Annotated in this window: 13 protein-coding genes; 6 read left to right on the forward strand and 7 right to left on the reverse strand. The window is 71.1% G+C overall.

The window, feature by feature from the left end; all coding sequences use genetic code 11:
• Window positions 1-4 precede the first annotated feature (4 nt).
• The 3 genes from Nocox_RS14775 to Nocox_RS14785 are packed head-to-tail and all read left to right on the forward strand — an operon-like array spanning window position 5 to window position 3,499.
• Entirely contained in the window at window positions 5-901 is an 897-nt protein-coding gene (locus Nocox_RS14775; protein WP_157382875.1) for a gluzincin family metallopeptidase, read from the forward strand.
• Window positions 902-914: 13 nt separating this feature from the next.
• Window positions 915-2,393, forward strand: coding sequence for a M48 family metallopeptidase (locus Nocox_RS14780; protein WP_020541621.1), 1,479 nt, complete (start codon window positions 915-917; stop codon window positions 2,391-2,393).
• On the forward strand, window positions 2,390-3,499 hold the full coding sequence (locus Nocox_RS14785) for a glycosyltransferase family 4 protein (RefSeq protein WP_020541622.1): 1,110 nt from the start codon (window positions 2,390-2,392) through the stop codon (window positions 3,497-3,499). The genes Nocox_RS14780 and Nocox_RS14785 overlap by 4 nt, the downstream gene beginning before the upstream one ends.
• A gap of 12 nt (window positions 3,500-3,511) precedes the next feature.
• Here the strand turns inward: Nocox_RS14785 and Nocox_RS14790 are convergent, their stop codons facing one another.
• From Nocox_RS14790 to Nocox_RS14820, 7 genes are all read right to left on the reverse strand, one after another.
• A complete protein-coding gene (locus Nocox_RS14790; RefSeq protein WP_020541623.1) occupies window positions 3,512-4,387 on the reverse strand; it encodes a carbohydrate ABC transporter permease in 876 nt (291 codons plus the stop codon).
• A complete protein-coding gene (locus Nocox_RS14795; RefSeq protein ID WP_020541624.1) occupies window positions 4,384-5,262 on the reverse strand; it encodes a carbohydrate ABC transporter permease in 879 nt (292 codons plus the stop codon). The genes Nocox_RS14790 and Nocox_RS14795 overlap by 4 nt, the downstream gene beginning before the upstream one ends.
• A complete protein-coding gene (locus Nocox_RS14800) occupies window positions 5,262-6,536 on the reverse strand; it encodes an ABC transporter substrate-binding protein (RefSeq protein WP_020541625.1) in 1,275 nt (424 codons plus the stop codon). The genes Nocox_RS14795 and Nocox_RS14800 overlap by 1 nt, the downstream gene beginning before the upstream one ends.
• A gap of 258 nt (window positions 6,537-6,794) precedes the next feature.
• A complete protein-coding gene (locus Nocox_RS14805) occupies window positions 6,795-7,211 on the reverse strand; it encodes a hypothetical protein (protein WP_020541626.1) in 417 nt (138 codons plus the stop codon).
• A gap of 179 nt (window positions 7,212-7,390) precedes the next feature.
• Complete coding sequence (locus Nocox_RS14810; protein WP_020541627.1) at window positions 7,391-7,576, reverse strand: hypothetical protein; 186 nt, start codon at window positions 7,574-7,576, stop codon at window positions 7,391-7,393.
• Entirely contained in the window at window positions 7,573-8,196 is a 624-nt protein-coding gene (locus tag Nocox_RS14815; RefSeq protein ID WP_020541628.1) for a DUF6461 domain-containing protein, read from the reverse strand. The genes Nocox_RS14810 and Nocox_RS14815 overlap by 4 nt, the downstream gene beginning before the upstream one ends.
• A gap of 647 nt (window positions 8,197-8,843) precedes the next feature.
• The gene (locus tag Nocox_RS14820) at window positions 8,844-10,592 is read right to left on the reverse strand and encodes an AMP-dependent synthetase/ligase (protein ID WP_020541630.1); all 1,749 of its coding nucleotides are present in this window, start codon (window positions 10,590-10,592) and stop codon (window positions 8,844-8,846) included.
• A gap of 138 nt (window positions 10,593-10,730) precedes the next feature.
• On the opposite strand from Nocox_RS14820, the gene Nocox_RS14825 reads away from it, so the two are divergent.
• From Nocox_RS14825 to Nocox_RS14835, 3 genes are read left to right on the forward strand one after another with little or no spacing between them, the layout of a single operon-like run.
• On the forward strand, window positions 10,731-11,498 hold the full coding sequence (locus Nocox_RS14825; protein ID WP_020541631.1) for a metallophosphoesterase family protein: 768 nt from the start codon (window positions 10,731-10,733) through the stop codon (window positions 11,496-11,498).
• Between the two features lie 21 nt (window positions 11,499-11,519).
• Complete coding sequence (locus Nocox_RS14830) at window positions 11,520-11,957, forward strand: SRPBCC family protein (protein WP_020541632.1); 438 nt, start codon at window positions 11,520-11,522, stop codon at window positions 11,955-11,957.
• 1 nt (window position 11,958) lies between these two features.
• Window positions 11,959-13,119, forward strand: a complete 1,161-nt coding sequence (locus Nocox_RS14835; RefSeq protein ID WP_020541633.1) for an ArsA family ATPase — start codon at window positions 11,959-11,961, stop codon at window positions 13,117-13,119.
• Window positions 13,120-13,163 lie beyond the last annotated feature (44 nt).

Consider the following 13,163-nt stretch of genomic DNA (forward strand, 5'->3'; position numbering starts at 1 on the left):
CATCGTGTCCGAGCAGGTGAGCCGACGCCGGCGAGCCGCACCGGCGGCCCTCGTGCTCCTGGTGCCGCTCCTCGCCGCCCTCGCCGTCGTCCCGGCCGCGAGCGCGCCGCTCGCGCCCGCTCCCGCGCCGCCTCAGGGCGCGGCGCCCGGTCCGTGGCCGGGGGAGACCGTCACCGTCCGAGGGACGCGATCGGTGGTCGTCGGGCAGACTTCCGAGCCGGCCCCGCCCGCCTCGCCGGCCCCGCCCGCTGTGTCCGCCTCGTCCGTCTCGCTCGCCGAGCTGGCGCGGCTGGCCGACGCCGCCGCGCTCCGCGTCGGGGCGGTCCTCGGCGAGCCCGTACGCCCTCTCGTCGTCGTCCCCGCCTCGGCCGCCGAGGCGGCCCGCCTGGCCGGGACGGGCCCGATCGACGGGCTGGCCGCGCTGGCCGACGGCGACCGGGTGATCGTCGTCCCCGAGGTCTTCGCCCGCCTCAACCCCACCGGCAGGGACGTCGTCCTGGCCCACGAGCTCACCCACGTCGCCGCCGGCACCGACCGCCTCCCGGTCTGGCTGTACGAGGGCTTCGCCGACTACGTCGGCTACCGCGACTCGGGGCTGCCGGTGCGCACGGCCGCCGCCGAGCTGGCGGACGAGGTGCGCGCCGGACGTCTGCCCGGCGCACTGCCCGGCTCCGCCGCCTTCGCCGCCGACGGGAGCGACCCGGCGCGGCTCGCGCGGGCGTACCAGGAGGCCTGGCTGGCGTGTCGCTTCCTCGCGGACCGGTTCGGTGAGGGGAGCCTGGTACGGCTTTACCGTGAGGCCCAGGTGATCGGCGCCGACCGGGCGCTCGCCGGGCTCGGGCTCTCCACGGCCACGCTGACGGCACGGTGGCGCGCGTACGTGCGCGAACAGCTCGGATAAGAGGGGGAGGCAGATGAGCGAACGGCAGGACACGGACGGCGCCACGCCCAGGACGGGCCGGCCCCCGACCGGCGACCCCGCCGACGGCGGCGCTCGGTCTGCGGACGACGGCGGTCACCGGTCTGCGGACGACGGCGGTCACCGGTCCGCGGACGACGGCATCGCCCGGTCCGTGGACGACGGCGGTGATCGGGCCGTGAGCGGCGGGCCCGCCTATGACGGCAAGGACGACGACGACCGCCAGGACGACGAGGGCCGCCTGCGCCGCCAGGCCGCGCTCGCCCTGGCCGCCCTCGCCGCCCTGATCCTGGCCGTGGCCGCCTTCGCCACGCCCTGGCGGGCGCCGGCCGTCACGGACCCGCCCGACCCGGCCCGCGACTTCACCGCCGCCCAGCTCGCCCGCGCCCAGGCGTTCGACGCCGCGACGAGCCTCCCGAGCTACCTCTCCCTGGCGTTGACGGTCCTCGTCGCGGCCCTCCTGGTCGCCACCCCGCTCGGCGCGCGGGCGACCGGGTGGCTGCGCGGCCCGTGGTGGCTGCGGGTGATCCTGGGCGTGGTGGTGATCACCGCGGCCACGCTGGCGCTCCGCTGGCCGCTCGGCATGTGGTTCGAGTCGATCCTGAGGGAGTACGGCCTGTCCACCCAGACCTGGCCGTCCTGGACCGCCGACCGGCTGAAGAACGCGGCCGTGGAGACGTTCCTGCTCGCCCTGACCACCACGGTGCTGGTGGCGCTGGCGCGCCGGTTCCGGCGCTGGTGGATCCCGGCGGCCACGGGCGCGTTCGCGCTCACGGTGGCGGCCTCGTTCGTCTACCCCGTGGTGGTCGAGCCGCTGTTCAATGACTTCACCCCCATGCGCGAGGGCCCGCTGCGCACGAGCCTGCTGGAGATGGCCGCCCGGGACGGCGTGCCGGTGGAGGACGTGCTGGTCGCCGACGCCTCGCGCCGGACGACGGCGCTCAACGCCTACGTCTCCGGCTTCGGCGCCACCCGCCGCGTCGTCGTCTACGACACGCTGCTGCGGGCCCCGGAGCCGGAGGTGGAGCTGGTGGTCGCGCACGAGCTGGGCCACGCCGGGCACGACGACGTCCTGCACGGCACGCTCCTCGCCGGCCTGGGCGCGGCGCTGGGCGCCGTCCTGCTGTTCCTGATCTTCGACCTGGTACGCCGCCGCGCCGCCGTCCCCTCGATCGCCGATCCCCGCGCGGCCGGCGCGCTCCTGGGCCTGATGAGTGTCGGCACCCTCCTCGCCGGCCCCGTCCAGAACGTCGTCAGCCGGCACGTCGAGGCGCGGGCCGACCTGCACGCGCTGGAGCTGACGAGAGACCCGGCGACGTTCGTGGCGATGCAGAAACGCCTCGCCATTTCCAACATTTCCGACTTGTCACCCGATGCGGTGGAATATGTCCTCTATGCCTCCCATCCCTCCGGTCCCGAACGCATCGCCCTGGCCCGCGCGTGGGCGAGACTGAACGGCGTCCCCGCGCCGTGACCCCCTCCGGCACAGGCCCCGACACCAGGGTGGTCGTCGTCACGAACGACTTCCCGCCGCGGCCGGGCGGGATCCAGTCGTTCGTGCACGGGCTCGCGCTCCGCACACCGGGCGTCGCGGTCTACGCCCCCGCCTGGCCGGGCTGCGAGGAGTTCGACCGGCGCCAGCCGTACCCGGTCGTCCGGCACCCGACGCGGCTCATGCTGCCGACCCCCGACGTGGCGCGCAGGGCCGCCAGGCTGGTGGCCGAGCACGGGGCCGAGACCGTCGTCTTCGGCGCGGCGGCGCCCCTCGGCCTGCTCGCGCCGCACCTGCGCCGGGCCGGCGCGCGGCGGGTGGTGATGCTCACCCACGGCCACGAGGCGTCGTGGGCGAGCGCGCCGGGCTTCCGCGCCGTGCTGCGCAGGATCGGCGCGCACGCGGACGTGGTGACCTACCTCGGCGACTACACCCGCCGCCGGCTGGAGGCCGCGATCCCGCCCGGCAAGCTCGTCCGGCTGGCCCCCGGCGTGGACGTGGAGCAGTTCCGTCCCGGCCTGCCGCGGGCCGTGCCCGAGCTCGCGGGCCGTCCCGTGGTGGCCTGCGTGTCGCGGCTGGTGCCGCGCAAGGGCCAGGACCGGCTCATCGCGGCCTGGCCCCGCGTGCTGCGGGCGGTGCCGGACGCCGTCCTGCTGCTGGTGGGCGGCGGGCCGTACCGCGGGAAGCTGGAGCGGCTGGCGGGCGGGCACCCCTCCATCCGCTTCACCGGCACCGTCCCCGCCGCCGACCTGCCGGGCCACTACGCGGCGGCCGACGTGTTCGCGATGCCGTGCCGTACCCGCTGGAACGGCGTGGACGTGGAGGGGCTCGGCATCGTGTTCCTGGAGGCGTCCGCCACGGGGCTGCCCGTGGTGGCCGGGGCGTCGGGCGGCGCGCCGGACGCCGTACGCCCCGGCGAGACCGGCCTGGTCGTGGACGGCGAGAACCCCGCCGAGATCGCCCAAGCCCTCGTCGAACTGCTCACCGATCCCGACAAGGCGCGCAAGATGGGCGTCAACGGCCGCCAGTGGATCATGCGGGAGTGGACGTGGGAGCAGGTGGCGGCCCGCTTCCACGCCCTCCTGTGACGCGGCCGGAGATCACCCCTTGGTCGCGCCCAGGGTCAGCCCGGCCACGAAGTGCTTGTGCAGGAGCTGGAAGACGATCAGCGTCGGCAGCGCCACCAGCACCGAGCCGGCGGCCAGCAGGTTGTAATCGGTGAAGAACTGGCCGCGCAGGTTGTTCAGCGCCGAGGTGACGGGCAGCTTGTCGCCCGACGACATGAGCACCAGCGCCCACAGGAAGTCGTTGTACATCCACGTGAACTGCAGCGTGGCCAGCGCCGCCAGCACCGGCCGGCACAGCGGCATCGTCAGCCGCCAGTACCGTTTCCACACGCTCGCCCCGTCCACCAGCGCCGCCTCGTTGATCTCCTCGGGGATCGTGCGCATGAAGTTCGCCATGACGAACACGCAGAAGCCGAACTGGAACGCCACGTGGACGAGGATCAGCCCGAGATAGGAGTCGTAGAGCGACTGCGAGTCCGACAGCCACGCCGGCAGCGGGACCATCGTGTAGAGCGTGTAGAGCGGCGTGATGAGCACCTGCGGCGGCAGCAGGTTGCCCGCCGTGAACACGATCAGCAGCGTCCGGCGGCCCGGGATGCGCAGCCGCGCGATCGCGAACGCCGTGAACGACGCCATCAGCAGCGTGACCACCAGGGCCGGGATCACGATGATCAGCGTGTTGAGGTAGTAGCGGGGCAGCTCGGCCTGGCTCCACGCCTCGCCGTAGTAGCCGAGCGTCAGCTCCTCCGGCAGCGAGAAGTAGCCCAGGCGGGCCGTCTCGTCGTACGGGCGCAGCGACGCGTACACCGCCAGCGCCAGCGGCAGCAGCCAGCCCAGCGCCACCAGCGCCAGGAAGACGTGCAGGAGCACGCGCAGCGGCCGCATCCGCGCGGCCGGGACGGCCGTCACCGCTCCTCCTCCCCCCGGAACAGCTGCGACAGGTACGTCACGATGAACCCCAGCGAGATGACCAGCAGGATCACCGCGATCGCCGAGCCGAACCCGATCCGGCTGGCCTCGCCCACGATGTTCTCGGTGACCAGCACCGACAGCAGCTCCAAACCGTTCCTGCCCTTGTTGATGGCGTAGACGATGTCGAAGGCCCGCAGCGCCTCGATCACCGTGATCACCAGCACGATCACGTTGACCGGCCGCAACGTCGGGAACACCACGCGGAAGAACGCCTGGCGCTCGTTCGCCCCGTCGATGGCCGCCGCCTCCTTCAGCGCCGGATCGACCGCCTTCAGCCCCGCCAGGTAGATGATCATGACGTAGCCGACGTGCCGCCAGCCCGCCGCGACCATGACGACCCAGATGTTGACCGCGCGGTCGCCGAGCCAGTCCACGTGCAGCCCGCTGACCGCGTTCAGCACGCCGTAGTCGGAGGAGAAGACGAGCTGGGCGATGAAGCCCACGACGGCCAGCGACAGCACGACCGGCATGTAGAGCGCGCTCTGGTAGACGCGCGACATCCGCAGCCGCCGGTCCAGCAGCACCGCGCAGAACAGCCCGAACGGCGTGGCGACCAGCCCGAGGAAGCCCAGCCACAGCACGTTGTTGCGGACCGCCGACCAGAACGGCGGGTACGTCCCGGCCAGGTCCTCGTAGTTCCGGGCGCCGATCCACTCGATCGGGCCGATGCCGTTCCAGTCGGTGGCCGACAGGCCGACGCTGGCCAGCGTGGGCCCCCAGACGAGGCCCACGTTGACGACGATGGCCACCCCCAGCCCGGCGACCAGGACGGTCACGTCGCGGGCGGAGTAGCGACGGGTCTTCGCGGCCATCAGCGGAAGATGGCGGCCTTCTGCTTCTCGATGCTCGCCAGCAGCGGATCGATCTCGGCCGGTTTGCCGACGAACGTCTGGAGCGAGGGGATCATGACCGTGGAGGCGAAGTCGGGCCGCGTGTCGCGGTCGAGGAACTGGGCGATGTGCTTGGCCTGCGACACCAGTTCGGCGCCGCGCTTCTGCAGCGCGCTGTAGCCGGAGGTGTCGGCCTTGGAGTTGGAGGCGAGCGTGCCCGGGTCGAGGCCCGTGGCGATGTTCTGGGACGAGGCCTGGGCGAGCTGCCTGATCAGCGCCTTGGCGCCGTCCACGTTCCTGGCCTTGGCCGAGACCATGTAGCCGTCGATGGGGGCGTCGATGGAGTCGGTGCCGTAGGCGGGGTTGATCTCGGGGAAGGTGAAGAAGTCGAGGTCGTCGCGGTCGGCCTCGGGGAACTGCTGGGCGACGAACATGCCGAGCAGGTACATCCCGGTCTTCTTCTGGGCCAGCGACTGCGCGGCCTCCTGCCAGGTGCGGCCCAGCGCCGCCGGCTGGTGGTACTCCATCAGCCCCCGCCAGGTGTCGAACACCTGCCGGACCTTCGGGTCGGTCCACGACTGCTTGCCCTGCATGAGCTGGATGTGGAAGTCGTAGCCGTTCGTCCGCATGTTGAGGATGTCGAACGTGCCCATGGCCGGCCAGCCGTCCTTGTCGGCGAACGCGATCGGGATCAGCCCGTCGGCCTTCATCCTCTTCGCCAGCGCGGTGAGCTCGTCCAGCGTCTTGGGCGGCTGGTAGCCCTTCTCCTCCCAGACGCTCCTGCGGTAGAAGACGGCCCACGGGTAGTAGGTGGACGGCACGAAGTACTGCTTGCCGTCCACGCCGGTCGACTGGTCCTTGAACGCCTGCGTGAAGTCGCCGCCGATGTCGCGCCACACGTCGGAGATGTCGAGGGCGAGGCCCTGCTCGGCGAAGAACTGCATCCGGTAGCCGGCGAACCAGGTGAACACGTCGTCCGGCGTGCCGCGCAGGTAGCGGTTGATGTTCTCCTGGAACGTGTTGTGGTCGACGGTGTTGACCTTGACGGCGCCCTGGGTGAACGCCTTGACCTGGGCCTCCAGCGACTTCTTCGGCACCTCGTCGGAGGCGTTGGAGCCCAGGGTGACGGTGCCGAGGCCGCCGGAGGCCGAGCCGCCGGTAGCGGGGGAGGGGTCCTCGGACCCGCATCCGGCGAGGACGGCCGGCACGCCGAACGCGGCGGCGCCGAGGAACAGGGATCGGCGGGACAGCGGCATCGAACCGCTGGAGGATGACGAGATCGACGACGGAGCTGAGACATGGCGGGTCAACGGCAGCCGATGGTCCATGTGAGGTCCTCCTACCCGAACCTTCAGATTCCCCCGACTTCGCGCACTTTCATACATCGAAAAGCCAACATTTCCCACTTGTCAAAGCACGGTTTCATGACAAAGCCCCCACATCGCAGTTCCGCGCTCATGCGAAAGGGCGGGCCCGCTCAACGTGGACCCGCCCCTTCGAAGTGCCCCTGTGGATCAGGCGGCTTCCAGCCTCCGCTGAATGCCGACCAGCACGCCCAGCATCTGCTGCTGCGTCTCCCGCACCACCCCGAGCCGGTCGCCGATCGCTTCGAGCCGGGTCCCCACCGCCCCGAGTTCGGTCTCCACGGCGACGAGGCGGGCATCCATCGAGTCGAGACGGTTGTTCACCGTCTCGAACTTGCCCTCGAACTTGGCGTCCATGACCTTGATGCGCGAGTCGAGGACCTGGAGCTGGGCGTCGACCGACGAGAACCTGAGCTCGGCCTTGGCGTCGAGGCTCTTGAGCCGCCTGCCGACGCCGTTGATGCGCTCGGTGAGATCCTGTGCCAGCTCACGCTGGTCCGCCCGGATCTGGATGAGCTCGTTCTCCAGAGCCGTGGTGAACGCGGGGCCCGCTTCCTTGATGTCCATGCTGTTCTCCCTTACCGTGAGGCAAGGGACCGGGGATGGTAGAGATTCCCGGTCCCGTTTTCTTTGCCGCAAGAATACCCCGGAAGGGACGGCGAGAAAGCCGGAATCGAAAGAACATTCCCCTGGTCAGGCGGTATATGGGCGATTAAATCGGACTAAATTCGCCCCTATTGAAAAGGTCAGTTCCCCCCGCCGTACAGCTCCTCGATCTGCCCGGAGAAATCGCGCAGCACGAGGTCGCGCTTGACCTTGAGCCTCGGCGTCAGGTGCCCGCTCTCCGCCGCCCTCGTGACCCTGGAGCCGGAGGCGGTGCCCGTCGGGCGGACGGTCGCCGGGCTGCGTACGGACCTGTGGGTTCTGCTCACCTCGTTCCAGGAACGACTCCGCACAGGTAAATGGACTCCTCCAGCAACCGCGGTGTCATCGTGATCCCGGTGAGGCGCTCGGCCAGGAGGAACGCCGGTCCTTCGTGGGGGCCGGCGACCGCGTAGGCGGGGGAGTCGATCCGCTCCAGGATCTCTACGAGTTCGTCCGGCCTCTCCTCCGAGTAGCTTTCATGGGGCCTGAACATGAACTCGATCTTCCCGTCCTTCATCCAGTGGGAATAACCTTCCTGGTGCGCGAACTCGAACCGGATCTTCCCGTCGTCGATCCAGTAGAAGTAGTCCATGTCGTCGACGTCGAGGTAGAAGTGGGAGACGAGACGGGTGCCCGCCGACAGCGGCATGATGATCTCTTCGGTGACTCCAAGCCCGCTGTAGGCCTCGACGAGGAGGACCCAATCTCCGATGGCGACGGCTCCGAAGGTCTGCCGCCGGATCAGCCCGTCAAGCGTCACGCGAGAGCAGTCGTCAACCCGGACGCCGAGTCGGGTCACCACTTCCTCGGGCGTCAGGCCACGGACGTAGGTGAAGCAGTAGGCGTCCGCCAGGCCGGGGAAGCGCTCGGGGGACAACCAGGAGTAGTCGTCAGGAGTCGCGATCATCTCCTCATGCTCGCAGCACCCACCGACACAACAAGAGCCATTTCATCCTGAGCAGTGGCCTTCTTTCAAGCGAGGGTGGGGCGGTCCGAAGGGTGGTGCGGGCAGTACGGACAGCTGCAGCTCACGCAGGTCCGCCGACAGTTCGGCCTGCTGGACGACCTCGCGTGCATGCCGGCGGGCGGTCTGGAGCAGAGCGCGTAGATCGGCGTCGGCGTCGGTCATGATCCGACCAGCCGCAGCACGTGCATGATGCGATCCGCGACCACTGGCACGTCGCCGACGCAAGCGGAACCGCGCGAACGTCAGTGGGGATTCCCATTCGCGCTGCCCTCCCTCGCGACTCCCGGCCGATCGCCGCAGTGCGGGCCTGCAGCCCGAGCGGCGTCCGTGCATGCGGTTCCAACGTCTCGGCGGCCCGCTCCGCGCTGAGCAGCCGACGCTCCCATGAGCGTTCACGAGGGAACGTCCACATGCGGAGACACTGGACTTTGCCCTGCTGGGCCGGGTCACCCGGGATCGCCGCGCGCTACGACACCGGCAGCGCACTGGCGAGGCCGGCGAAAGCCCTGCACCTCCTGGGGTCTCGACAACCTCGGGCTACGGTGCAGAGCTCTTTCTTTCCGCGGGAGCCTTTCTCCGGGGCCGGATCAGTGCCCGCCGTACAGCTCCTCGATCTGCGCGGCGAAATCGCGCAGCACGAGGTTGCGCTTGACCTTGAGCGTCGGCGTCAGGTGCCCGCTCTCCTCCGTGATGTCCTGCTCCAGGATCGTGAACTTCTTGATCTGCTCGGCCTTCGACACCGACTGGTTCGCCCGGTCCACCGCGGCCTGCACCTGGGCCAGCACCTCGGGGTCCGTACGCAGCTCGGCGACCGTCCGCCCGTCGGGCGCCGCCTCCGGGTCCAGGGTCACGAGGGCGGCCACGAACGGGCGCCCGTCGCCCACGACCATCGCCTGGGAGATCAGGGGATGGGCCCGGAGCAGGTCCTCCAGCGGACCCGGCGCGACGTTCTTGCCGGCGGCCGTCACGAGGATCTCCTTCTTGCGCCCGGTGATCCGCAGGTAGCCGTCGTCGTCCAGCTCGCCCACGTCGCCGGTGCGGTAGAAGCCGTCGTCGTCGAGGGCGTCGGCGGTCGCCGCCTCGTTCTTCCAGTAGCCGGCGAAGACGTTGCGCCCCTTGGCCAGCACCTCGCCGTCCTCGCCGATGCGCAGCGTGACGCCGGGCAGCGGCTTGCCCACGGTGCCGATCTTGTTGGCGCCCGGGATGTTGACCGAGCACGGCGCGGAGGTCTCGGTGAGGCCGTAGCCCTCGAAGACCTCGATGCCGACGCCCTTGAAGAAGTGGCCGAGCCGCTCGCCCAGCGCCGACCCGCCCGACACGGCGGCGGTCAGCCGCCCGCCGGTCGCGGCGCGCAGCTTGGAGTAGACGAGCCGGTCGAAGACGGCCTTGCGCAGCCGCAGCCCGAGCGGCGCGCCCCCGGCGCTCTCGGCCCGGCTCCAGGCCACCGCCACCTCGACGGCGCGGGCGAAGATCTTGCCCTTGCCGCCCGCGATGGCCTTCTGCTCGGCCCCGTTGTAGACCTTCTCGAACACGCGCGGCACGCCCAGCAGGAACGTCGGCCGGAAGTCCTGCAGGTCGGGGGCCACGTTCTTCATGTTGGGGGTGTGCGCCATGACCGCGCCCGCCTCGACGAGCACGACCTGGATCATCCGCGCGAAGATGTGCGCCAGCGGCAGGAACAGCAGCGCGGCCGGCTCCTTGCGGGAGAACAGCGGCTCCAGCGGCCCCCGCAGCACGTTGAGCGCGGTGAACAGCAGGTTGTCGTGCGTGATCCGGCAGCCCTTGGGGCGGCCCGTGGTGCCGGAGGTGTAGACGATCGTGGCGAGGTCGGCGGCGCGGACGCGGCCGCGGCGCTCGTCCACCTCGGCGGCGGGCACGTCGCCGCCGGACGGCGGCGCGTCGATGCGCCAGACGGCCTTCAGCCCGGGCGCGGCCTCGCGCACCGTCTCCTCGTGCGCGTCCAGCTCCACGAACGCGGCCTTGGCCTCGCTGTCGGAGAGGATCCAGCTCACCTGGTCGGCCGAGGAGGTCTCGTAGATCGGCACGGTGACCGCGCCGATCGACCAGATCGCGTAGTCGACGAGCGTCCACTCGTAGCGCGTGCGGGACATCAGCGCCACCCGGTCGCCGTGCTCCACCCCGGCCGCGATCAGCCCGCGGGCCACCTCCACGACCTGGTCGCGGAACTCCGACGCGGTGACCGCCGGCCACCCGTCGTCGGTCTTGCGGCGCATGACGACCACGCCGGGGTCCTGCTCGGCCCGCCGGAAGACCGTGTCGGCCAGGCTGGCCGAATCAGGCACGTCGACCAGGATCGGGACGCTGTACTCGCGCACGGATCAACTCCTCTTCGAAGGACGCCTGGACGTTATCGCGTTAAGTTACGCGCCGGTAGCCTCGCAGGTCACGTCGTCATGGAGGCGTTATGAAGGGCATTCATCACGCTAGCAGCCACCGCTCGTAGGATTTGCCCCATGCGGGTCCATGTGGTGAGCGACGTCCACGGCAGGGCCGACGCCCTCGCCGCCGCCGGGGAGGGCGCCGACGCGCTGATCTGCCTCGGCGACCTGATCCTGTTCATCGACTACGACGACCACGCGCAGGGCATCTTCGCCGACCTGTTCGGCCAGGAGAAGGCCGCCGAGTTCATCGGGCTGCGCACCGCCAAGCGGTTCGACGAGGCCAGGGCCATGTCGGCGGCCCTGTGGGCGACGCTCGACGGCGACCCGCGCGAGCACATCGAGCGCAACGTCCGCGCCCAGTACGCGAACCTCTTCGCCGCCATGCCCACCCCCGCCTACCTCACCTACGGCAACGTGGACCTCCCGCGCCTGTGGGCCGACTACGTGCGCCCCGGCCACCAGGTGCTCGACGGCCAGACCGTGGAGATCGGCGGGCTGCGCTTCGGGTTCGTGGGCGGCGGGCTGAAGACGCCCTACCGCACCCCCAACGAGATCAGCGACGAGGAGTTCGCCGCCAAGGTCGAGGCGGTCGGCGAGGTGGACGTGCTGTGCTGCCACATCCCGCCCGCGCTGCCCGAGCTGCTCTACGACGTCGTGGCCCGGCGTTTCGAACGCGGCAGCGAGGCCACGCTGGAGGCCATCAGGCGCACCCAGCCCCGCTACGCGCTCTTCGGCCACGTCCACAACCCGCTGCACTCCCGCGCCCGGGTGGGCCGCACCGAATGCGTCAACGTGGGCCACTTCCGGGGGAAGGGCGTTCCCTTCATCCTCGAATGGTGACCTTCCCGGTACGGTGTCCTCATGGCTGATCGCACCAGTTCGAGCATCACGATCGACGCCGCCCTCGCCGACGTCATGGCGGTCATCGCCGACTTCCCCCGCTACCCCGAGTGGGCCGGGTCGATCAAGAGCGCCGAGGTCCTCGCCACGGGCGACGACGGCCGGGCGAGCAGGGTCCGCTTCGTCCTGGACGCCGGCATGATCAGCGACACCTACACCCTCGGCTACACCTGGGACGGTGACGAAGGCGTCGGCTGGGAGGTCGTCGAGCCCGGCAAGATGGTCTCGCAGCTGCGCGGGAGTTACCGCCTCGCCGCCTCGGGCAGTGGCACCGGCGTGACGTACGAGCTGGCCGTCGACCTCAGCGTGCCGATGATCGGCATGATCAAGCGCAAGGCGGAGAAGGTGATCGTGGACACCGCGCTCAAGGGCCTCAAGAAGCGCGTCGAAGGCCGCTGAGGTGAGCCCCAGGGTCCTGCTGTTCACCGGCAAGGGCGGCGTGGGCAAGACCACCGCCGCCGCGGCCACCGCGACCCTGGCCGCGAGCCGGGGCATGAAGACGCTCGTCGTCTCCACCGACACCGCGCACTCGCTGGCCGACGCGCTCGCCGTCGAGCCCGGCGAGGTGGCCCCCGGCCTGCACCTGCACCAGGTCGACACGCAGCGGACGCTGGAGCGGCACTGGGGCGAGCTGCAGGACTACGCGCGGGGCGTGCTGTCGGAGCTGGGCCTGGACGAGGTCACCTCCGAGGAGATCACGGTGCTGCCCGGCGCCGAGGAGGTCATCGCCCTGCTGGAGCTGCGCGAGCACGCCCGCTCCGGCCGCTGGGACGTCATCGTCGTCGACTGCGCGCCCACCGCCGAGACGCTGCGCCTGCTCGCCCTGCCCGAGGCGCTCGACTGGCACGTCAACCGGCTCCTGCCGGTCGGCCGCCGGCTGGTGCGGCTGGTCGCGCCGTTCGTCCGCGGCGTGGCCCGGGTCAGCGCGCCCGGCGAGGAGGTCATGAGCGCCGGCGAGCGCTTCCACCGCGGCCTCATGGAGGTGCGCGAGCTGCTCACCGGCGACCGGTCCTCCGTCCGGCTCGTGCTCACCCCCGAGTCGGTGGTGCTGGCCGAGGCCCGGCGCACCCTTACCTCGCTCAACCTGTACGGCTACCGCGTCGACGGCGTGATCGCCAACCGCGTCTTCCCGCCGGGCGGCGCCGACGAGTGGCGCGCCCAGTGGGTGGCGGCGCAGTCGCGGCTGCTGGCCGAGGCGGAGCAGTCGTTCGCGTCGCTGCCCGTCCATGTCGTCCCCTACCTGCCCGCCGAGCCCGTCGGCAGGCAGGCGCTGACGGAGGTCGGCGAGCGGCTCTACGGCGGCAGCGACCCGTTCGCGCCGCCCGCCGGCCCCCCGCCGCTGCGGATGAGCGCCGACGAGCTGACCCTCGACCTGCCCGGCGCCGACCGCGCCGAGGTCGACCTGGCCCGCAAGGGCGACGAGCTGATCGTCACGGCCGGCCAGTACCGCAGGATCCTCGCGCTGCCCGCCGCCCTCGCCCGCAGGAAGATCAGCGGGGCGGCGCTCCGCGACGGCGTGCTGCGGGTAGCGTTCAGCCCGGGGAGCGAATCCGGCTCCTGAGGAGTTGAGGAGGATGAGCGACCCCGCAGGCAGGGCCGCCGGTT

The sequence above is a fragment of the Nonomuraea coxensis DSM 45129 genome, assembly GCF_019397265.1.
GTDB lineage: Bacteria > Actinomycetota > Actinomycetes > Streptosporangiales > Streptosporangiaceae > Nonomuraea > Nonomuraea coxensis.